This is a genomic window from Streptomyces sp. NPDC003691 (assembly GCF_053981115.1).
In genome coordinates, this window is sequence record NZ_JBSFNQ010000067.1 from 21,805 (window position 1) to 41,672 (window position 19,868).

The window sequence follows — 19,868 nt, forward strand, 5'->3', positions numbered from 1 at the left end:
ACCGGGCCACGAGGGCCGCGCCGCGGGCGCCGGGCCTTCTAGAGCGCCATCGGCGACAGCGTCAGCAGATAGGTGCCGTAGCCGAACGAGAGCCCGGCCAGGGCGGCGATCACCACGATCGCCGCCCGGGGCCGGGCTCTCGTCAGTGCCAGGGCCACCGGCAGCAGCAGCGGGAACGCGGGCAGCAGGAATCGCGGCTTGGACTCGAAGAACCCCGACCCGCCGACGGTGATCAGCACCAGCACCCCGGTGTGGACCAGCAGCGCGGCGGGCGGCCGGGCCAGTACCAGCAGCCCGAAGAGCACCACCGAGGCCAGCACGATCAGCAGCGCCATGGTCAGCGGCAGCGCGGCGGGCCGCAGCGCGATGTCCCGGACCACCCGGGCCGCCCCGGCGCCGAAGTCGAAGGTGGACGTCCAGCCCCGCTGGACCGCGAAGTAGCCGCCGAGCGGATCGCCGGTGCGGAACCCGACCCAGAGGACATAGCCGCACCAGCCGGTGGGAGCGAGTGCGGCGGCGGCCCACAGCCGGGGGTCGCGGCGGGACGAGCGGGGGCCGTACCCGCTGCCTTTCCCGTTCCCGTTCCCGTTCCCGCTCCCGGTGCCGGTGCCGCTGTTGCTCCGGCTGCCGCGGACGAGTTCGTACGCCACCACACAGAGCACCGCGGCGGCCACCGCGATCCCGTTGGGCCGTGAGATCCCCGCGAGCGCGGCCAGCGCCCCGGCCCAGAGCCAGCGGCGGGTCAGCAGCGCGTACAGCGCCCAGGCGGCGAAGGCGGTGAGCAGCGGCTCCGTATACGCCATCGTGAGCACTACCGAATGCGGCAGCAGCCCCCAGAGCAGCACCAGCACCGTCGCCGTACGGCGGCCGTGCAGCCGCTCGCCCACGGCGTAGATCCCGGCCGCCGCGGCCAGCGCCGCCGACCAGGAGATCAGCAGCCCGAGGGTGCCGCTGGTGATCCGGTCCGGGACGGCGTACGACAGGGCGCGTACCAGCCCGGGGTAGAGCGGGAAGAACGCCAGGTCGCTCTGGACCGCGCCGGGCCAGGTCAGCACCCGGCCGTAGCCGTGCTCGGCGATGAGCATGTACCAGTCCGCGTCCCAGGCCCGCCCGAGAATGGCCCGCGGCCGCCGTCCGATGTGCCAGGCCCAGACGCTCATCAGCGCCAGCCCGGTCAGCCGTGCCGCGGCGAACAGTCCGACGGCGGGCGCGACGCGCAGCAGGGCGGCCTGGAGGGGGTGGGGGGTCCGCCGCCCGGTCGCCGCCGCTGTGTCGTCGAAGGTCGTCTCGGCGGACAGGGGGCACCTCCGGGCGCGGGTCGTCTCCTCCGACCCAACATGGGCCGCGCGGGGGTGCGGCGCGAGTCACGCTGCGCCGACAGGCCGCGCCGCGCCGCGCTTCCCACCCGTACGGCGCACGCGGCACCGGAGGAGAGGCGCCAGAGGTGTCAGAGGCGTTAAAGGCGTTAGAGGTGTCGGAGGTGCCAGAGGCGTTGGAGGCGTCGGAGGTGTCAGAGGCCGCGCAGCCGGGCAGCCGCCTCCGCCAGGACGGCCGGGCTCTTGCAGAAGGCGAAGCGGATGTACGGGGCACCTTCGGCCGTGTCGTCGTAGAAGACGGCGTTGGGGACGGCGACCACCCCGCAGCGGCGCGGCAGCTCGCGGCAGAACGCGATGCCGTCGGTCGCGCCGAGCGGCCGGATGTCCGTGGTGATGAAGTACGTGCCCGCGGGCCGGTACACCGTGAAGCCCGCCGCCGTGAGGCCGTCCGCGAGCAGATCGCGGCCCGCCCGCAGGGAGGCCCGGAGCTCCTCGTAGTACGAGTCGGGCAGCCGCAGCGCCTCGGCGACGGCGTACTGGAACGGTCCCGCGGAGACGTACGTCAGGAACTGCTTCACCGTGCGGACCGCCGTGACGAGCGGGGCCGACGCGGTGATCCAGCCGACCTTCCAGCCGGTCAGCGAGTACGTCTTGCCCGCGCTGCCGATGGTGACGGTGCGCTCCCGCATACCGGGGAAACCGGCGATGGGGTGGTGCTCGCCCTCGAAGACGAGGTGCTCGTAGACCTCGTCCGTCACGACGAGCAGATCGCGTTCGACGGCCAGCCCGGCGATCGCGGCCAGTTCGTCACGGCCGAGGACGGTTCCGGTCGGATTGTGCGGGGTGTTGAGGAGGATGAGCCGGGTCCGGTCGGTGACGGCGTCGCGGAGTTCGTCCAGGTCGAGGTGGTACGCCCCGTCGCGGGGCCGCAGGGTGACGGGCACCCGCCGGCCGCCCGCCAGGGCGATACAGGCGGCGTACGAGTCGTAGTACGGCTCCAGGGCGATGACCTCGTCGCCGGGCTCGACCAGCGCGAGCAGGGCGGCCGCGATGGCCTCGGTGGCGCCCGCGGTGACCAGGACCTCGGTGCCGGGGTCGTGGTGGAGTCCGTAGCGGGCCGACTGGTGGTCGGCGATCGCGGCCCGCAGTTCGGGGATGCCGGGGCCCGGCGGGTACTGGTTGCCGCGGCCGTCGCGGATGGCGCGCACCGCGGCCTCGCGGACGGATTCGGGGCCGTCGGTGTCGGGGAATCCCTGGCCCAGGTTGATTGCACCGGTCTCCGCGGCGAGGGCCGACATCTCCGCGAAGATCGTGGTGCCGAAACCGTCGAGCCTGCTGGTGAGCAGGGGGCGGCCCGCGGTTCCGCGCGCGCCGGGGGCGGACCCGGGGGCGGAGCCTTGAGCGGACCCCGGAGCGGGCCCGGATCCCGGTCCGGTGGATGATCCGGTTGATGAGCCGGGGGTGAACTCGTCCGTCGTCGCCATACGGCCATCCTGGGCCGAAGCTCTGGACTTGCTCAAGTCTGCTTGGGGGCGTGGCGGGGTGGGAATCCCGGATACGGAGAAGCTCGGAAGGAACGGTGAAGGTCATGGGGGCAACGCTGGTCATCGCGCTGGTGATCCTGGCGGTCATCTGGTTCGGCGTGATGGCGCTGAACAAGCGCGGACCGAGCCGGCGGGAGCGGCGCTGGAGCAGCTCCGACTCCGGTTCGTGGTGGAGCGGGAGCGGCGACAGCAGCGGCCACAGCTGTGGCGGGGGCGGCGGCTGCGGAGGGGGCGGAGGAGGGGACTGAGCGGCCCGGTGGCCGGCCGTGCGCCGGACGTACCGGAGGTATCTGGAGGTATCGGGGGAGCCGCGGGGGAGCCGGGCGACCGGGGTGACCCGGGAGGCTCGGGCGACCCGGGCGATTCGGGGGCATCGAACGGCGGAAGCGGCTGACACGGGGCAGCCGATCCGCGAACCGGAGGCACCTGGCGGGAGGTAGCACCCTTCCGCCAGGTGCCGAAGTGTTCTCCGGGACAAGGGCGTTGGCGGGTGCCGGTACCGGGGGGAGGTTCCCGTCATTCGATACTACGTGCGGATTTTCTTGAACAGGTGAACCGCAAGGCCACCCAGGGGATGGAAACCCCGCCAACTTGGGTAAAAACGCTGTGAGCCCCGCGTACTTCGTGATTCCGTTGACGACGGAACCTGATGGAACCGTCCAGCCTTCGGGCCGGCACCCGGGCCCGGTCAGGCGCGTCCCTGTCGCCTTGTTCTTCCCGTTCCGCCCTCGTTGCTCCTTGCCGTTTTTGTCATCCTTGCCGCTCTGGGGCGCCTTCAGGTCCATGTATCCACCGCCGAAGCGTGTTTGCGGAGCCGATCCATGCTCACCACCCTCCATACCGCCTACACCGACACCCGTGCCGACGACCTCGCCTGGGCCCTCGGCCGGGAGCCCCTGCCCGCCCTGGCCGTCCTCGACCTCGAACTCGCCGGGGCCAAGCTCCAGCTCAGGCTGCTCGGCGCGTCCCATCAGGTGCTGCTCGAAGACGAGCAGGGCACCTGCTCCGAGACCGTGGCCTGTATGCCCGGCAGCAGAACGCCCCTGCCGCTGGGGGTGTCGGAGCGGCTGGGCGCCTGGGAGTACGAGTTCGCCGCACGCGTCGAGACGCTGTCCGAGGGGTCGTTCGCCGGGCGGGCCCAGGAGCTGCTGGCGCTGGTCGCGGACCATCCGAACTCCCTCGCCGGAACGTTTCCCGGGGACCCGCACGCGTTCACCGCGATGATGGCCCAGCGCCGGGGCCGGCAGGTGCTCTGGCGGACCTGGCACGCCTATCCGCAGGAAGGGCGGCTGGTCGTCACCCGGACCCGGGTGGGGGTGGCCGCCCGCGGCGCGGAGGTCGCCTGCTGTCCGGAGCAGGTGCTGCTGTAGAGGGTTCCACAGGGGGAGTCCGGAGAGGGGTTCCGCCGGGCGGTCCCGGCGGGCGGTCTGCGCGGGGCCGTTTTCGCGGGGCGAGGGGTCTCGCGGGGGCGCGGGCGGTGGTCGCGCGGTGTTCGCACGGCTCTTGCGCGCGGTCCCGGCGGGCGGCCTCGCGCGCGGTGTTCGCAGGCGGCCCTCGCGGGGCGCGGCCCGTGTTCGTACCGTCCCCGCGGGCGGCCCTCGCGCGCGCTCTTACCGGATGAGCCGGGGGCGCGAAAGGCGGCGGGCCGCTACCGCGCTCCAGGTGCACACGTGTGGGTGACAGGGTGCACGCGAAACGTGACGTAGCGTTACTGCATGATCGACCGGTCACCGCAGTTGTCCCCGCCTCCGGCGGCGCTTCCGCTGCCGGTGCGCCCGGACGCCGGCCGGTTCCTGGTGCTCCTCGGGGTCTTCGTCTGCGCCGCCTGCGGGCTGGTCTACGAGCTGGAGCTGGTCGCCCTCGCCTCGTATCTCATCGGCGACTCGGTCACCCAGGCCTCCGTGGTGCTCTCGCTGATGGTCTTCGCGATGGGCCTCGGCTCCCTGCTCGCGAAGCGGCTGCGCTGCCGGGCCGCCGTCGGCTTCGGCATGCTGGAGCTGGCGCTCGCGCTGGTCGGCGGCTGCTCGGCGATGGTGCTGTACGCGACCTTTGCCTGGCTCGGCGAGTCCCGGAGCGTCCTGGTCGCGTTCTCGCTGGCCATCGGCGTCCTCATCGGCGCGGAGATCCCGCTGCTGATGTCCCTCATCCAGCGCATCTCCCGCCGCGACGCCGAGGGGACGGTCGCCGATCTGTTCGCCGCGGACTACGTGGGCGCGCTGGTCGGCGGGCTGGCGTTCCCGTTCCTGCTGCTGCCCTGGCTCGGCCAGTTGACCAGCGGGCTGCTCACGGGTGCGGTCAACGCCCTGGTCGGCGGCGCCCTGGTGCTCTGGCTCTTCCGCCGCGACCTGACCCCCCGCTCCCGCACCTGGCTGCTCCTCGCCAACGCCCTGGTCCTCGCCCTGCTCGCCACGGCGACCGCCCTGGTCGGGGACTTCGAGCAGGCGGCGCGGCGGGCGATGTACGGGGACCGGGTGCGGGTCGCGGTCCAGACCGGCGTCCAGGAGGTCGTCCTGACCGGCGAGGGTTCCCGGCCGCCGGACCTCTTCCTGGACGGGCGGCTCAGGGTCAGCGGCGCCGACGAGTACCGCTATCACGAGGCCCTGGTCCACCCCGCGATGAACGGCCGCCACAGCCGGGTGCTGATCCTCGGCGGCGGTGACGGGCTGGCCGCCCGGGAGGTGCTGCGCCATCCGGGCGCGGCCTCCGTGACGATCGTCGAGCTGGACCCGTGGATCGTCCGGCTGGCCAGGACCGACCCCGCGCTCTCGGCGCTCAACGGCCGGGCGTACGAGGATCCGAGGGTCCGGGTGGTCACCGCCGACGCCTTCGCCTGGCTGCGGGATCCGGGGGGTGTGGTGCCCGGGGCGTACGACGTGGTGATCGCGGATCTGCCCGACCCCGAGTCCACCGAGGGCGGCAAGTTCTACTCCCAGGAGTTCTACGGGCTGGTCGCCGGGATCCTGGCGCCGGAGGGGCGGCTGGTGGTGCACGCGGGGCCGCTGGAGGGGCGCCGCCGGGCGTTCTGGACGGCCGAGGCGACGCTGCGGGCGGCCGGCTACGGCACCAGCCCGTACCGGGTGGGCCCTCCGGCCGGTCCCGGTGCGGCGGGTGCGCCGGGCCGGTCCCGCGGCGGCCCGGACGACCGGCTCAACGAGGACTTCGAGGCGCTGGGCGCGGAGTCGGCGCCCGAGGACTGGGGGCTGCTGCTGGCGGCCCCCGGCCGGGTGCCGCGGCTCGCCCTCGCCCCGGACACGCCTCCGCTCCGGTCGCTGACGGACGCGGCGCTGGCGGCGGACGCATGGGACGCCGAGCGGACCCGGATCACCGGGCTGCCGCCGTCGACGCTCGTCCATCCGCGCTACCCGGACTGATCACCGATCCGCTGCACGGACGGAATGCGGTGGGTGGGGAGACGGTACGGGGCGCCCTGGGTAGGCTCGCCTGTCATGGACCATGAGGTGTTCGTTCCGGTTCCGGCCGAGTCCGTACGACGGGTGCTCAGGGACCCCGCGCGGGCGGCGCGTTGCGTGCCGGGCCTTCAGCTCGACGCGGCCGGTGAGCCTGCGGAGACCGGGCCCGCATCGTCCGGGGCCGCGGTGACGGGGCGGCTGAAGGTCCGGGTGGGCAACCACACCATCACCTACCGGGGCCGGCTGCGGATCGAGGAGCGGGACGGCGTCTTCACGGTCGGGGCCGAGGGCGAGGAGGCGCGCGGCCCGGGGACGGTGCAGGCCGGGCTGACGGTCCTGGTCCGGGAGACGGACGGCGGCGCGACGCTCGCCTTCACGGGCACGGCGGCGGCGGAGGGACGGCTCGCGGGCCTGCCGCAGGCGTCGAGGGAGCAGTCGGCGCGGCGTCTGCTGGACCGTTTCGCCGAGTCGGTGGCGGCGTACGCCACCGAGGGCGGCACGCCTACGGGAGCGGCGGGGTCGGCCGGGCCGGCGGGAGCGGCCGGGGTGACGGGGTCGGCGGGAGCGGCCGGGGTGACCGGTGAGCCCGGGGGAGCCGAGGGGGCTGCCGAGGCCGACGGGACCGGTGCGTCTGCCGATGTCGGCGAGGCCGATGGGTCCGACAAGCCCGCGGGGGCCGCCGGGGCCGACGCGGCTGCCGAGGCCGACGGGCCGGACGGTAGCGACGCGGTGGGGCGGGCCGCTGGGACCGACGAGCCCGACGACGCCGACACCGGCGAGGTCGATGAGGTCGACGGTGACGGCGAGGCGGAAGCGGCCGGATACGACCTGCCGGTGCCGCCGCCCGGATTCGGCGAGGGCCTGAACGGCCTCGACGAGTTGAACGAACTGAACGAGTTGAACGAACTCAACGAACTCAACGAATTGAACGAGCTGGGTGGCCTGGGCGAGCCCGGCGGCCCCTCCGGCGACGAGCCGCTCGTCGAGGCCGCCCATGCCCGGCGCACGATGATCGGCCGCAGCGCGGAGGAGGTCGACCACGCCCCGCCGAGGGGCCGCTATGCCCCCCGCCCCGCCCCCGACGCGGGCAGCCGCAAGGTCCCCGCCCGCTGGGTCGCGGGCGCCGTGGCCGTGGGTTCCGCGCTGCTGCTCGCCCGCGCGCTGCGCCGCCGCCGCGCCTGAGGCCGCGGGCCGCCCGGCGGCCTCGTGATCGCCGCGCTCCCGTTAGGGTCGGGGGCGTGAGCAGCAGCAAGGGCAGCGAAGAGGGCGTACGGCTCCGGGCCGGGGACGCCGAGTTGACCGTACGGCCGGACCGCGGATGCCGGGTCTCCAGCCTGACCGTCGGAGGCACGGAGCTTCTCCGCCAGGGGGAGCGGTACGGGTCGTTCCCGATGGTCCCCTGGTGCGGCCGGGTGGACCACGGCCGCTTCCGGGACGGCGCCGTACGGCACCAGCTCCCGGTCAACGCCGATCCGCACGCCATCCACGGCACCGGCCGCGATGCCGTCTGGCGCACCCGCCGGGCGCCCGGCGAGAACGAGGCGGTGTTCACGTACGAACTCGGCGATCCCTGGCCGTACCCCGGTCTGGTCACCCAGGTCTTCGCGCTGACGGAGTCCTCGCTCACCATCACCCTGGCGGTCGAGGCGCGTGAGGACTCGTTCCCGGCCCAGGCCGGCTGGCACCCCTGGTTCCTGCGGAACATCGGTGGCCGGGACGCCGTGCTCGACTTCTCACCGGCCTGGCAGGAGGAGCGCGGCGGCGACCATCTGCCGACCGGGCGCCGGATCGACCCGCTGCCCGGGCCCTGGGACGACTGCTTCGGCATGCCCGACGGGGTGGCCGCCACCCTCACCTGGCCGGAGCAGCTCGAACTGAAGATCACCAGCCCCGCGCAGTGGGTCGTGGTCTACGACGAGCAGCCCGAGGCGATCTGCGTCGAGCCGCAGTCCGGGCCGCCGAACGGGCTGAACACCCTCCCCCGGCTGGTCACCCCGATCGAGCCGCTGGAGACGTCGACGACCTGGAGCTGGCGCCGCCTGTGAGCCGCCGGTGAGGAGCGGGCGGCCGGGGTTCTAAGCTCGTGGGCATGACTGACGTACGCGCTGACCTGCTCCAGCAGATCAAGGACAAGGCCGTGGTGCACGGCAAGGTGACCCTCTCCTCGGGCATCGAGGCCGACTACTACGTGGATCTGCGGCGGATCACGCTCGACGGTGCCGCGGCCCCCCTGGTCGGGCAGGTCATGTCCGATCTGACCGCGGACCTCGACTACGACTGCGTCGGCGGGCTGACCCTGGGCGCGGACCCGGTCGCGACCGCGATCCTGCACGCCGCGGCCGGCCGCGGCCGGAGCGTGGACGCGTTCGTCGTCCGCAAGGCCGCCAAGGCCCACGGGATGCAGCGCCGCGTCGAGGGCCCGGACATCAAGGGCCGCCGCTGCCTGGTGGTCGAGGACACCTCGACGACCGGCGGTTCGCCGCTGACCGCGGTCGAGGCGGTCCGCGAGGCGGGCGGCGAGGTCGTCGCGGTCGCGACGATCGTGGACCGGGCGACGGGCGCGGGCGAGAAGATCAGCGGGACGGCCGGGGTGCCGTACCTGTACGCGTACTCGCTGGACGAGCTGGGCCTGGACTGACCGCACCGGCGGCCGGGGCCACTGCGGTCGGTCCGCACCGGCGGCCGGCGCCCGGTGGCCGGGACCGGCCGCCGCGCCGCGGGTCCGGCTCCCCGCCGGGCCCTTGCCGCCCGGCGCCGGGCCCCTTGCCGCACCGGCCGGGCACGGCCGGGGGGACAGCTCGTACGTATGCCCGCAGACCGGACGGATGGGCCCGTCCGGAGTCTGCGAAGATGGGGGCCGACGATGACGTCGCCCCAAGGTCAGGGCCCGTACTTATCGCAGAACCGCAGACACAAGGAGCGGACAGATGCCCATCGCAACCCCCGAGGTCTACAACGAGATGCTCGACCGGGCGAAGGCAGGCAAGTTCGCCTACCCGGCCATCAATGTGACCTCCTCCCAGACCCTCCACGCCGCGCTGCGCGGCTTCGCGGAGGCCGAGAGCGACGGCATCGTCCAGATCTCCACCGGTGGTGCGGAGTTCCTGGGCGGCCAGCACAGCAAGGACATGGTGACGGGCGCGGTCGCGCTCGCCGAGTTCGCGCACATCGTCGCCGCGAAGTACGACGTCAATATCGCGCTGCACACGGACCACTGCCCCAAGGACAAGCTGGACACCTACGTCCGTCCGCTGGTGGCGATCTCCGCCGAGCGTGTCGCGGCCGGCCGCAACCCGCTCTTCCAGTCCCACATGTGGGACGGTTCCGCCGAGAACCTGGCCGACAACCTGGGCATCGCGCAGGAGCTGCTGCCGCTGGCCGCCGCCGCCAAGATCATTCTTGAGGTCGAGATCACCCCGACCGGCGGCGAGGAGGACGGCGTCACGCACGAGATCAACGACGAGCTGTACACCACCGTCGAGGACGCGCTGCGCACCGCCGAGGCGCTCGGCCTGGGTGAGAAGGGCCGCTACCTGCTCGCCGCCTCCTTCGGCAATGTCCACGGTGTCTACAAGCCGGGCAACGTCGTGCTCCGCCCCGAGCTGCTGAAGGACCTCCAGCAGGGCGTCGGCGAGAAGTACGGCAAGACCGCGCCCTTCGACTTCGTCTTCCACGGCGGCTCGGGCTCCACCGCCGAGGAGATCGCCATCGCGCTGGACAACGGCGTGGTGAAGATGAACCTCGACACGGACACGCAGTACGCGTTCACCCGGCCCGTCGTGGCGCACATGTTCCAGAACTACGACGGCGTCCTGAAGGTCGACGGCGAGGTCGGCAACAAGAAGGCGTACGACCCGCGGACCTGGGGCAAGCTGGCCGAGGCGGGTATGGCCCAGCGTGTGGTCGAGGCGTGTGGCGCGCTGCGTTCCACGGGTACGAAGCTGAAGTAACCGGCAGGCGTCACGGCACCGGCAGCCGTCACGGCACCGGTACCCGGACGCACGGACGGTCACCTTTCCGGTGCCGTCCGCCGTGCCGGACCAGCGGGCGGGGCCGGGGTGCGAAAGCGCTCCCGGCCCGGCCCGCTTTTTCATATTTTCGCTGGGGCGCCTGGTTGTCCACAGGCAGTTTTCCACAGGGGTCGCAGGGCGGGCGGGGTGCTGCGACCATCCCTTTATGGACGCGGATACGGGGGATACGGCCGCCGACGGCGGCGCGAGGGGCCGGGACGGCCCGGGGCCGGGCGCGGCAGGCACGGGCGCGGGCCCGTCGGATGCGGGCCCGGGCACCGGCAGGGATTACGGCACCGGCAGGGATTCGGGCACCGGCGGGGAGTCCGGCGCGGGCGGGGAGTCCGGCGCGGGCGGGATCAGACTGGGGTCCGTCACCGGCCGGTGGGTCGTGTTCACCACCGTGCTCGGCTCCAGCATGGCGCTGCTCGACTCCACGGTCGTCAATGTCGCGCTGCCGCATATCGGTGACGATCTGAACGCGGATCTCGCCGACCTCCAGTGGACCGTCAACGCCTACATGCTGACCCTGGCCGGGCTGATCCTGCTCGGCGGGGCACTCGGCGACCGCTACGGGCGGCGGCGGATCTTCCTCATCGGGGTGGTGTGGTTCGCCCTGGGCTCGCTGCTGTGCGGGATCGCCCCCAATGCCGGGGTGCTGATCGCGGCCCGGGCCCTGCAGGGCATAGGCGGCGCCCTGCTCACCCCGGGCTCGCTGGCGATCATCCAGGCGAGCTTCCACCGCGACGACCGGGCGCGGGCGGTGGGGCTCTGGTCCGGGTTCGGCGGTGTGGGCGCGGCGATCGGGCCGTTCGTCGGCGGCTGGCTGGTCGACGGACCGGGCTGGCGCTGGGTCTTTCTGATCAATGTGCCGCTGGCCGTGCTCTGTGTGCCGGTCGCCCTGCGGTACGTCCCCGAGACCCGGGACCCCGCGGCGCACAGCGGGCGCTTCGATGTCCTCGGCGCGGTGCTGGGCGCGGGGGCGCTCGCCCTGGTGACCTATGCGCTGATCGCGGCGGAGTGGTGGGCCGGGCTGGCCGGGGTGCTGGCCGGACTCGCCTTCGTGGGGGTCGAGCGGCGGAGCCGGGATCCGATGCTTCCGCTGTCGGTCTTCCGGTCGCGGATGTTCACCGTGGTCAATGTGGTCACGCTCTGTGTGTATGCGGCGTTCGGCGGGTTCTTCTTCCTCGCCGCGCTCCAGCTCCAGGTCGTCTCGGGCTACTCGGCCCTCCAGGCGGGTCTGGCGCTGCTGCCGACGACGCTGCTGATGCTGATGTTCTCGGCGGCGTCGGGAGAGCTGGCGGAGCGCACGGGACCACGGCTGCCGCTGACCGTCGGCCCGCTGCTCTGCGCGGGCGGGCTGCTGCTGATGCTGCGGGTCGGGCCGGACCCCTCGTATCTGACGGATGTGCTTCCGGCGCTGCTGGTGCTGGGGGCCGGGATGGTGACCCTGGTCGCGCCGCTGACGGCGACGGTGCTGTCGTCGGTGCCGACCGCGCGGGCGGGTATCGCCAGCGGGGTGAACAATGCGGCGGCGCGGGCGGCCGGTCTGCTGGCGGTGGCGGCGCTGCCGCTGCTGGTGGGGATGGGCCCGGAGGCGTACCGCTCGGCGTCCGAGTTCGATACCGCCTTCGACCGGGCGATGCCGATCTGCGCGGGGGTGCTGGTGCTGGGAGCCCTGGTGGCGGCGGTGTGGATCCGTAGCCCGAAGGCACCGTGCGCGCATCCGGAGTGCCGGGTCAACTGCGGGGTGGGCGCGCCGCCTCTGGAGTCGGGGGCAGCGGGTGACCGGGAGACGGGGGACGGCAGCCGGATCGGGGACGGGCGGGAGACGACGGGTGACCGGGAGCGGCACCGCCCGCCCTGAGGCGATGCGGTGCCGCGGTGACCGGGCCGAGTTGTGGTGCGGTGCCGCGACGGCCGGAGTCCGGCCGGGTCCGGTACCGGGTGCGCTGCGGTCCGGCGCCGCGTCACGGAAGGTGTCGCGGGGCGTCCGGCCGGGTCAGCGCTTGGGCTTGGCGGCCGCCTGGTCCTTGGCGCGGGCCTTGTGCTGGCCGCTGTCCAGGAAGGCGAGCACGGTCTGGTGATTGCCCTTGAGGGCGGCGTTGCCCGCGGCCTTCACGTACTTGCCGCCGTAGGAGACGATCCGGGCGACGCGGTTGCGGTCGTCCTTGTGGCGCGCGGTGTACTGGCCGACCTCGATGAAATCGGTGAGAGCCTTGTGGGTTCCGGCCTTGAAGGCGGCGGTGCCGGCGGCCTTCAGCTGGGGGCCGCCCGAGGAGAAGATCTGGACGGTGCGGACCCGGTCGTCCTCGTAGCGGGCCGTGTGCTGGCCCTTGTCGATGAAGTCGATCAGAGCCTTGTGGGTCTCGGCCTTGAGGGCGGCGATGCCGTCGCGCTGAACGGCCGTGCCACCGGTGGAGACGATCCGGCCGACGCGGACGCGGTCGTCCGTGTAGCGGGCCTTGTACTGGCCGGTCTCGATGAACTCGACCAGCTGCTTGCGGTTGCTGTCGTTCAGGGCGACCCTGCCGCCGTCCAGCAGGCTGCGGCCGCCGGTGCCGAGGATCCTCGCGACCTGGATCCGGTCGTCGTCGTGCCGCGCTATGTGCTGGCCGGCGTCGAGGAAGCGGGCACGGTCCTCGGGAGTGCCGTCGAGGGCCCGCTGAGCACCCTCGCGGACATTGGAGTTCGACCGGGGCTCGGCCAGGAGGTTCTCGATGGCGACGCGGTTCGCCGCGTCGACGTCGGCAACGGCTGCCGTCGACCCGGCGGACGCGTCGGCGGTGGCGGCGGTGGAGGAGGTGAGGGAGAGAACCAGCGCCGGGGCGACGGCCAGGGACGCGGCCATCGCGGTCATGCGTGTGAGCTTCAAAGAGTCCGCCTCGCAGAGGGAAAGTACTTGTTTGCGGGGCACAACTTTACGGTGAGGAGATGGGAGTGTCGTCTTGATAAGTAGTGATATCCGGTGATGGCCGGAGGGGTTGGCCAACCGATGCCCCGTGGTTACCGACCGGTTATCGGACGGGGATGGGCGGCACCTCGGCGTGGGTGACGCGGTAGCCGCCTTCGGTCGCGGGCGCGAAGGGCGCGGGCGCCACACAGGTACCGACTCCGCCGAGCCGGCCCTTGCTGTCGGTTCCGCCGTCGACGTTCGCGATGCCCCAGCTGAACCCGGCCCGGCTCGGGGCGCCGTGCTCGCCCTGCTGGAAGCTGATGCCGACCCGCTTGCCGACGCGTTCGACGTTCGTCTTGCGGATGACCGCGGTGACGGTCGCGGTCTTCCCGCCGGTCGACAGGCAGTCCACATCGGCGATGGCCCAGCCCGTCTTTCCCAGCTCCGGGATGTAGTGGGAGTAGCGCAGTGTGCCCCGGGCGTCCGTGGGCAGCCCGGTCGGTATGCCGGGGATCGGGTTGCTGTAGGGAACGCCCGTGGCGTCGACGGAGAACCGGATGGTGTCCTGGGGCCGGAGCGTGAAGTGGATCCGGGCCGAGCCCTTGACCCGGGGGGTGGCGGAACCGTGCTTTTGCCCGGCGGTGGCGGTCGTGGCGGTGCCGGTGGGGCCGGTAGGGGCGGTGGCGGAGGGGCGCTTGCCGTCCTGCCCGCCCGAACGGGATTCACCGGCCGCGGTGGAGGCGGAGATGGTGCCCGCGAGCAGGGCCGTGGTGGCGGCGGCGAGGGCGACGGCGCGAGGGGCGGTGAGGTGGCGGCGCATGGCGTTTCCGTTCGGAGAAGGGGTGTTGCGGTGACGGGTAACAGCCTCGCCCGGTGCGGGGGTCCGGGCCCATCCGCCGATCGGCAGAGAACGCTGAGGCGGGCAGCGTCCCGGCTGTGCCGGGCTCTGCCGTTCGGGGGAGGCGGCACGGCTCGTAGGCTGATCAGCGCTCGTACGGCGGGCGGTTGACGGTCCGCCACCCGTCGAACGGCCGTCGCGCGGCCGGTGGTGGGTGCGGACGGACCGGGCCGGGAGGGCCGGAGGGGGATTTATGGGGGCGTCGGACATGCCGTGGGACGTACTGGTCGCGCTGCCGGCACTTGCCTGCGCCGGAACGGCCGGACTGGCCGTGGCCCGGGTCCTGAAGGAGCGCCGGGCCACGGGTGTTCGGCGGATCGGAGCCGCGGGCGCCGGGCTCGCGCCCGCGACCGCCGTATGTGCGCTGCTCTCGCTCGCGTCGACGCTCCTCGTGCCGGTGGAGCCGGGGTCCGGAGACACTCCGGGCGACGAGGCCGTGCGGCGCTCCTACTGGAGCCTGGCCGAGGCCGGGCTGCTGCTGGTGCTGGTCGTCGCGGTGGTCAGATTCGCGCCCCGGGCGGAGATACGGTTCGCGGTACCGGCGGTCGCGCTCGCGGTCTCCCTCTGGCCCCTGGTGCTCATCGACGGTTCGTTCCTCGAAGGCATCGGCGTGGCCGCCTTCTGGCTGCTGCCGGTGGCGGGGGCCGTGGCGCTGGGCGCGTATCCGCGCCGGGCGGCGTCGCGCCACCGCCGGGCGGTCGACGAGGCGCGCCGGGACCAGAGGCTGCGGCTCTCCCGCGATCTGCACGACTTCGTCGCCCATGACATCAGCGGAATCGTGGTCCAGGCACAGGCGGCCCGTTTTGTCGCGGAAGCCGATCCCGGGCAGGCGCTCGCCGCGCTGGAACGTATCGAGCGGGCCGGGCTGAACGCGCTGGCTTCCATGGACCGTACGGTCGCGATGCTCCACGCGGACGGTGCCGGCGCCGCGGCCGACGGCCCCGACGGCGCTCTGCCGGGCTTGGCCCGGCTCCCGTCACTGGTGGCCGATTTCGCCGCGGCGGGCGGGCCGGACGCGGTGCTGGAGCCGGCCGACGGCGCGCCGGAAGCGCTGACCCGGGAGGCCGGAGCGGCGGCGTACCGGATCGTGGTGGAGGCGCTGACCAACGTACGGCGGCATGCGCCGGGCGCGACCCGGGTCGTCGTACGGATCCGGCGTACGGAAGAGGGCGGTGCCGAGGTCTCGGTATGCGACGACGGGGGCCGGGCCGGGGCCGCGCGGTTCCGGTTGCTCCGCCGGGCGCGCGGGGCCGGGGGGCTCGGCCTGCCCGCGCTCACCGAGCACATCACGGCCCTCGGCGGCACGCTCACGGCCGGCCCGATACCGGCCCCGGGCCCCTTGCCCGGCCGGGAACCGGACACCGGACCTCCCGCGGCACCGGGCGGGAGCACGGCACCGGGTGGGAACACAGCACCGGGCGGGAACACAGCGCCGGGCCGGGACACGGGACCCGCGGCGGGCGGCCGTGGCGGCTGGCGGGTCACGGCGGTATTCCCCGCGCCCGTGCGGGAGGGCGGGTGACGCGGGACGACATTGCACGACTGGCGGCGGTGTTCCCCGCACCCGCGCGGGCGGGCGCCCCGGACACCGGCCCCTCGCCGGGTGCGAGGGCGGGCGGGAGTCCGGGCCGTATCGCCGGACCGTCCGCCGCGACTCCCGCCCCGCCCCGCTCCGTACCCGCCCCCGGCTACCGGTTTTCCCCGTACCCCCGGCCCGAAAGGCATGAAGTGACGACCGACCCGACCGACCCCACCGCGCCCGGCCCGAACATCGCCGGCCCGAACATCGCCGGTCCGAACATCGCCGGTCCGCAGGCGTCCGGCCCGCAGGTGCCCGGCCCGAGAGCGCCCGGCTCACCGGCATCCGCCCCGGCGCCCGCCGGCCCGGCCCGGATCCTGCTCGCCGACGACCAGGACGACATCCGTAGCGGCTTCCGGCTGATCCTCGACTCCCAGCCGGATATGACGGTCGTCGGCGAGGCGGCGGACGGTCTCGCCGCCGTCGCCCTCGCCCGCGAACTCCGCCCCGATCTGGTCGTCGCCGATATCCGGATGCCCGGCCTCGACGGCCTGGAGGTCACCCGGCGGCTCGCGGGCCCCGAAGTCGCCGACCCCGTACGCGTACTGATCGTCACCACCTTCGACCACGACGACCAGGTCCGGACCGCCCTGCGCGACGGGGCCTGCGGCTTTCTGCTGAAGCGTTCCGGGCCCGGGCTGCTGATCGAAGGGGTACGGGCCGCGATGTCGGGCGATGTGCTGATCAGCCCCCAGCTGACGGTACGGCTCCTCCAGCAGCCCGCGCCCGCGCCGCACCCGGCACAGCCGCCCACGGCTCCCGGGCCGACGGCTCCGGGATCAGCGGGCCATGGACCCGCGGGCCCCGGATCCGCGGACCACGGCGCGGACTCCCCCCTGACACCGCGCGAGGCGGAGATCGTCCGCTTGGTGGCCGGGGGACTGACCAACGCGGAGATCGGCGCCACCCTCTTCATCTCCGCCGGGACGGTGAAGACGCATGTGGCGAACGTGCAGGCCAAGCTGGGGGTACGGAACCGGGTCGCGATGGCGGCCTGGCACTTCGACCGGTCCGGCCGCTCCACTTCATGATCATTTATTGATCGTTCATCGCGGCCCCGGAAGCTGAAGCGGTCTTGATCACGCAGGGCGCGCACCCCGCGCGCCCCGGCAGAAGGAGCGTACGGACCGCATGCGACAGAGGACTTCGGGCCAGGGACACCGATGGAGACCGACGGCCGGACTGCCCGGCCGGCTGACGGCGATTTGGCTGGCGGTGGTCTCCTTCCTGGCCTTCGGGATCGTCGTGGCACCGACACCCGCCCTGGCGGAGCCGCCGGACGGCTGGAACAACCGGCACCTCGACGAGATCACCCTGCTCGGCAGCCACAACGGCTTCGCCAACACCGCCGACGGCGTGTTCGGCGCCGGGCAGAACCAGAGCTTCTCGCTCGCCGACCAGCTCAACCAGCTGAACGTCCGCGCCACCGAGCTGGACATCTACGGCACGGCGAACGGGGTGTGGACCTACCACACCAGCACCTGGCACGGCGGCGGCAAGCGGCTGCGCCAGCACCTCCACACCATCAAGGACTTCCTCGACCGGAACCGGAACGAGATCTTCGTCCTCACCCTCCAGGACGAGACCACCCCCGAGCAGTTGCAGGCCGAGTTCGCCTCGGTGCCGGGCCTGACCGATCTGGCCCTCAATCCCTGGGAGTGGAACGTCCGGTTCCAGGGCTGGCCGAAGGTCTCCGACATGGTGGACCGGAACAAGCGGCTGCTGATGCTCTCCGGCAAGGGCGACAAGGGCCATCTGAACGTCCACCACATGCGGCAGTGGACGATTCAGAACCACTACAACGACGGTGTCGGCGTCTGTACCGACCGCAAGGGGGACGGGATCTCCACCCAGCTCGGGTACCCGGGGCAGGGCGAGACCTTCAACGGCCTCTCGAACACCAACGCCCGCGCCTTCCAGAAGCTCTTCTTCGCCAATAACTTCTCCGCCCGCTCCTACAACGACTTCCATGTGTCGGCGCGGGTCTGCGAGGGGAAGACGGAGGGCCGGATGCCGAACATGATCTCCACCGACTGGATCGGCCACGGCGGCAACCGCGAAGCGGAGCGGTTCGTCAACGGAGTCAACCGGTCCGTCAGCTGGACGATGGGCAGCCTCTGCATCGATGTCGAGGGCGGGCGCACCGGGAACGGCACCCCGGTACAGATCCACGGCTGCAACTGGAGCAATTCGCAGGCCTGGCGCCGGGTCCCGGTCGACGGCCAGGGCTCCGAACTGAGAGCCCTCGGTCAGTGCCTCGATGTGGCGAACGGCAGCGCGGTCCGCGGCAACAGGATCCAGATCTACGGCTGCAACGGCACCCTGGCCCAGCGCTGGGTCCATGAGGGCGGCAGCGGCAACCGGCTGCGGAACCTGGGCACGAACATGTGCATCGACCTGCCCAACCGGAACGGCACGCCCGGGACGGACCTCCAGCTGATGGACTGCAACGGCGACGTCGCGCAGCGCTTCGACTGGCGCCTCGCCTGATCCGGTAGCCGGTCCCGGTAACGAGCCCGGTAGCCGGTCCCGGGAGCGAGCCCGGGGCACCCCGCCCGATCCGAGGTCCGGTCCCGTGACCGGTCCCGGGGGCACCCCGCCGGGCGGCCGGGGTGCCCCTCCGCATGGGGGAGACTGGGCGTATGGCCATTCATGAGAACCTGCTCGGGGGACCGCCCCCCACGCATCTGCCCGACGAAGCCGGCCCCCGGGAGGCGCTCGCCGCCGGGCGCACCGCGACGGAGGTCGCCGCCCAGTACCCCACCTCGTCGCTGGCCTGGGCGCTCCTCGCCGACGAGGCGTTCGAGGGCGGCCGGACGGTCGAGTCGTACGCGTACGCCCGCACCGGCTACCACCGCGGACTCGACGCGCTGCGCCGCAACGGCTGGAAGGGCCACGGCCCGGTGCCGTGGGAGCACGAGCCGAACCGCGGCTTCCTGCGCGCCCTGCACGCCCTGGCCCGCGCCGCCGGTGAGATCGGCGAGAAGGACGAGTACGAGCGCTGCTCGACGTTCCTGCGCGACTCGTCGCAGCTCGCCGCCGACACCCTCGGCTGACGCACGGACCGCGCCGTACGGCTGACGCGCGGACGGCGACGCCCGTGTCCCCCGGGACGGATGTACCTGGAGGGGGCACGGGTATCGGTCTAGGATGCGCGTGGGGACCGGGGCTCCCACCCACCAACAGGAAGGGGCGGACCGCTACCCGGACACATCGAGGAGACGAGATGTCCCAGTCCGCTGCGCACGATTCCCCGGCGCGTGAAGTCACCGCGCCGCCCGCCGACCGCGGAGGAAGCGCGGAATCCCCCGGGCACGACCGGCCCGGCACCGAGCACACCGAGCACACCAAGCCCGCCGACGGCAGCACCCCCGGCGCCTCCGACGACGGCATTCCCGACGAGCCGACGGTCGACTTCGCCGGGACCACTCCCTACGAGGACTACGTCCAGGCCGATGTCCTCACCCACCTCCAGCGCCCGCTCTCCGACGACCCCGGCGAGATGGTCTTCCTCGTCACCACCCAGGTGATGGAGCTGTGGTTCACCGTTGTCGTCCACGAATGGGAGACCGCGGCCGCGGCCCTGCGCCGCGACGAGATCCCCGTCGCCATAGCCGCCCTCAAGCGCTCGGTGCGCGAACTGGAGGCACTCAACGCCTCCTGGCGCCCGCTCGGCCAGCTCACCCCGGCGCAGTTCAACTCCTACCGCGACGCGCTCGGCGAGGGCTCGGGCTTCCAGTCGGCGATGTACCGCCGGATGGAGTTCCTCCTCGGCGAGAAGTCCGCGTCCATGCTGGTCCCGCACCGCGGCGCGCCCCGTGTCCACGCCGAGCTGGAGCGGGCGCTGGCGGCGCCGAGCCTCTACGACGAGGTGCTCGCGCTGCTGGCCCGCCGGGGCCGGGCGATTCCGGAGGGCGTACTGAACCGTGATCCGGCCCAGCGGTACGAGCCGGACGAGGGCGTGGAGGCGGTCTGGTCCGACCTCTACCGCGACCCGGAGGCGGACCCGGAGCTGGTCCGGCTCGGTGAGGCGCTGACCGATGTCGCCGAGCTGGTGTGGCGCTGGCGCAACGACCATCTCGTGGCGACCCGCCGCGCGATGGGCGCCAAGACCGGTACGGGCGGCTCCGCCGGAGTGGCCTGGCTGGAGAAGCGGGCCCGCCGGAACGTCTTCCCCGAGCTGTGGACGGCGCGCAGCCATGTCTGAGATCTCCG

Annotated in this window: 17 protein-coding genes; 13 read left to right on the top strand and 4 right to left on the bottom strand. The window is 73.1% G+C overall.

Annotation, left to right across the window (positions count from 1 at the left end; all coding sequences use genetic code 11):
• Window positions 1-38: 38 nt before the first annotated feature.
• Entirely contained in the window at window positions 39-1,298 is a 1,260-nt protein-coding gene (locus tag ACWDR0_RS25995) for a mannosyltransferase family protein (protein WP_456354200.1), read from the bottom strand.
• A 212-nt stretch (window positions 1,299-1,510) separates the two neighbouring features.
• The gene (locus tag ACWDR0_RS26000) at window positions 1,511-2,800 is read right to left on the bottom strand and encodes a pyridoxal phosphate-dependent aminotransferase (RefSeq protein WP_456354183.1); all 1,290 of its coding nucleotides are present in this window, start codon (window positions 2,798-2,800) and stop codon (window positions 1,511-1,513) included.
• A 104-nt stretch (window positions 2,801-2,904) separates the two neighbouring features.
• On the opposite strand from ACWDR0_RS26000, the gene ACWDR0_RS26005 reads away from it, so the two are divergent.
• The 8 genes from ACWDR0_RS26005 (at window position 2,905) to ACWDR0_RS26040 (ending at window position 12,147) form a co-directional block, all read left to right on the top strand.
• Entirely contained in the window at window positions 2,905-3,108 is a 204-nt protein-coding gene (locus ACWDR0_RS26005) for a hypothetical protein (RefSeq protein ID WP_456354184.1), read from the top strand.
• A 573-nt stretch (window positions 3,109-3,681) separates the two neighbouring features.
• Window positions 3,682-4,230 carry a DUF2617 family protein gene (locus ACWDR0_RS26010; RefSeq protein ID WP_456354185.1) on the top strand — a complete coding sequence of 183 codons (549 nt, stop codon included), beginning with the start codon at window positions 3,682-3,684 and terminating at the stop codon, window positions 4,228-4,230.
• A gap of 345 nt (window positions 4,231-4,575) precedes the next feature.
• Window positions 4,576-6,231: a polyamine aminopropyltransferase gene (locus tag ACWDR0_RS26015; RefSeq protein WP_456354186.1), complete on the top strand. Its 1,656-nt coding sequence runs from the start codon at window positions 4,576-4,578 to the stop codon at window positions 6,229-6,231.
• Between the two features lie 75 nt (window positions 6,232-6,306).
• Window positions 6,307-7,452 carry an SRPBCC domain-containing protein gene (locus ACWDR0_RS26020; RefSeq protein ID WP_456354187.1) on the top strand — a complete coding sequence of 382 codons (1,146 nt, stop codon included), beginning with the start codon at window positions 6,307-6,309 and terminating at the stop codon, window positions 7,450-7,452.
• Window positions 7,453-7,508: 56 nt separating this feature from the next.
• Entirely contained in the window at window positions 7,509-8,315 is an 807-nt protein-coding gene (locus ACWDR0_RS26025; protein ID WP_456354188.1) for an aldose epimerase family protein, read from the top strand.
• 44 nt (window positions 8,316-8,359) lie between these two features.
• Window positions 8,360-8,908: an orotate phosphoribosyltransferase gene (gene pyrE, locus ACWDR0_RS26030; RefSeq protein ID WP_456354189.1), complete on the top strand. Its 549-nt coding sequence runs from the start codon at window positions 8,360-8,362 to the stop codon at window positions 8,906-8,908.
• A 289-nt stretch (window positions 8,909-9,197) separates the two neighbouring features.
• Entirely contained in the window at window positions 9,198-10,220 is a 1,023-nt protein-coding gene (fbaA, locus tag ACWDR0_RS26035; RefSeq protein ID WP_456354190.1) for a class II fructose-bisphosphate aldolase, read from the top strand.
• Between the two features lie 226 nt (window positions 10,221-10,446).
• Entirely contained in the window at window positions 10,447-12,147 is a 1,701-nt protein-coding gene (locus ACWDR0_RS26040) for an MFS transporter (RefSeq protein WP_456354191.1), read from the top strand.
• A 135-nt stretch (window positions 12,148-12,282) separates the two neighbouring features.
• Here ACWDR0_RS26040 and ACWDR0_RS26045 read toward each other — a convergent pair whose 3' ends face one another.
• Both ACWDR0_RS26045 and ACWDR0_RS26050 read right to left on the bottom strand, forming a co-directional pair.
• Window positions 12,283-13,140, bottom strand: coding sequence for an ALF repeat-containing protein (locus ACWDR0_RS26045; RefSeq protein ID WP_456354192.1), 858 nt, complete (start codon window positions 13,138-13,140; stop codon window positions 12,283-12,285).
• A gap of 157 nt (window positions 13,141-13,297) precedes the next feature.
• Window positions 13,298-13,996: a hypothetical protein gene (locus ACWDR0_RS26050; protein ID WP_456354193.1), complete on the bottom strand. Its 699-nt coding sequence runs from the start codon at window positions 13,994-13,996 to the stop codon at window positions 13,298-13,300.
• A 286-nt stretch (window positions 13,997-14,282) separates the two neighbouring features.
• On the opposite strand from ACWDR0_RS26050, the gene ACWDR0_RS26055 reads away from it, so the two are divergent.
• From ACWDR0_RS26055 to ACWDR0_RS26075, 5 genes are all read left to right on the top strand, one after another.
• Entirely contained in the window at window positions 14,283-15,596 is a 1,314-nt protein-coding gene (locus tag ACWDR0_RS26055) for a sensor histidine kinase (protein WP_456354194.1), read from the top strand.
• 308 nt (window positions 15,597-15,904) lie between these two features.
• A complete protein-coding gene (locus tag ACWDR0_RS26060; protein WP_456354201.1) occupies window positions 15,905-16,684 on the top strand; it encodes a response regulator in 780 nt (259 codons plus the stop codon).
• A 100-nt stretch (window positions 16,685-16,784) separates the two neighbouring features.
• Complete coding sequence (locus ACWDR0_RS26065; protein WP_456354195.1) at window positions 16,785-18,143, top strand: ricin-type beta-trefoil lectin domain protein; 1,359 nt, start codon at window positions 16,785-16,787, stop codon at window positions 18,141-18,143.
• A gap of 152 nt (window positions 18,144-18,295) precedes the next feature.
• Window positions 18,296-18,709, top strand: coding sequence for a DUF3151 domain-containing protein (locus tag ACWDR0_RS26070; RefSeq protein WP_456354196.1), 414 nt, complete (start codon window positions 18,296-18,298; stop codon window positions 18,707-18,709).
• A 170-nt stretch (window positions 18,710-18,879) separates the two neighbouring features.
• On the top strand, window positions 18,880-19,860 hold the full coding sequence (locus ACWDR0_RS26075) for a tryptophan 2,3-dioxygenase family protein (protein ID WP_456354197.1): 981 nt from the start codon (window positions 18,880-18,882) through the stop codon (window positions 19,858-19,860).
• Window positions 19,861-19,868 lie beyond the last annotated feature (8 nt).

What these genes read in the sequence shown, in the direction of transcription:
- ACWDR0_RS26010 (WP_456354185.1), top strand. Translation starts at nt 3,682, where the DNA reads ATGCTCACCACCCTCCATACCGCCTACACCGACACCCGTGCCGACGAC.
- ACWDR0_RS26015 (WP_456354186.1), top strand. Translation starts at nt 4,576, where the DNA reads ATGATCGACCGGTCACCGCAGTTGTCCCCGCCTCCGGCGGCGCTTCCG.
- ACWDR0_RS26020 (WP_456354187.1), top strand. Translation starts at nt 6,307, where the DNA reads ATGGACCATGAGGTGTTCGTTCCGGTTCCGGCCGAGTCCGTACGACGG.
- ACWDR0_RS26005 (WP_456354184.1), top strand. Translation starts at nt 2,905, where the DNA reads ATGGGGGCAACGCTGGTCATCGCGCTGGTGATCCTGGCGGTCATCTGG.
- ACWDR0_RS26070 (WP_456354196.1), top strand. Translation starts at nt 18,296, where the DNA reads ATGGCCATTCATGAGAACCTGCTCGGGGGACCGCCCCCCACGCATCTG.
- ACWDR0_RS26065 (WP_456354195.1), top strand. Translation starts at nt 16,785, where the DNA reads ATGCGACAGAGGACTTCGGGCCAGGGACACCGATGGAGACCGACGGCC.
- ACWDR0_RS26050 (WP_456354193.1), bottom strand. Translation starts at nt 13,996, where the DNA reads ATGCGCCGCCACCTCACCGCCCCTCGCGCCGTCGCCCTCGCCGCCGCC.
- fbaA (WP_456354190.1), top strand. Translation starts at nt 9,198, where the DNA reads ATGCCCATCGCAACCCCCGAGGTCTACAACGAGATGCTCGACCGGGCG.
- ACWDR0_RS26040 (WP_456354191.1), top strand. Translation starts at nt 10,447, where the DNA reads ATGGACGCGGATACGGGGGATACGGCCGCCGACGGCGGCGCGAGGGGC.
- pyrE (WP_456354189.1), top strand. Translation starts at nt 8,360, where the DNA reads ATGACTGACGTACGCGCTGACCTGCTCCAGCAGATCAAGGACAAGGCC.
- ACWDR0_RS26055 (WP_456354194.1), top strand. Translation starts at nt 14,283, where the DNA reads ATGCCGTGGGACGTACTGGTCGCGCTGCCGGCACTTGCCTGCGCCGGA.
- ACWDR0_RS26000 (WP_456354183.1), bottom strand. Translation starts at nt 2,800, where the DNA reads ATGGCGACGACGGACGAGTTCACCCCCGGCTCATCAACCGGATCATCC.
- ACWDR0_RS26075 (WP_456354197.1), top strand. Translation starts at nt 18,880, where the DNA reads ATGTCCCAGTCCGCTGCGCACGATTCCCCGGCGCGTGAAGTCACCGCG.
- ACWDR0_RS26045 (WP_456354192.1), bottom strand. Translation starts at nt 13,140, where the DNA reads ATGACCGCGATGGCCGCGTCCCTGGCCGTCGCCCCGGCGCTGGTTCTC.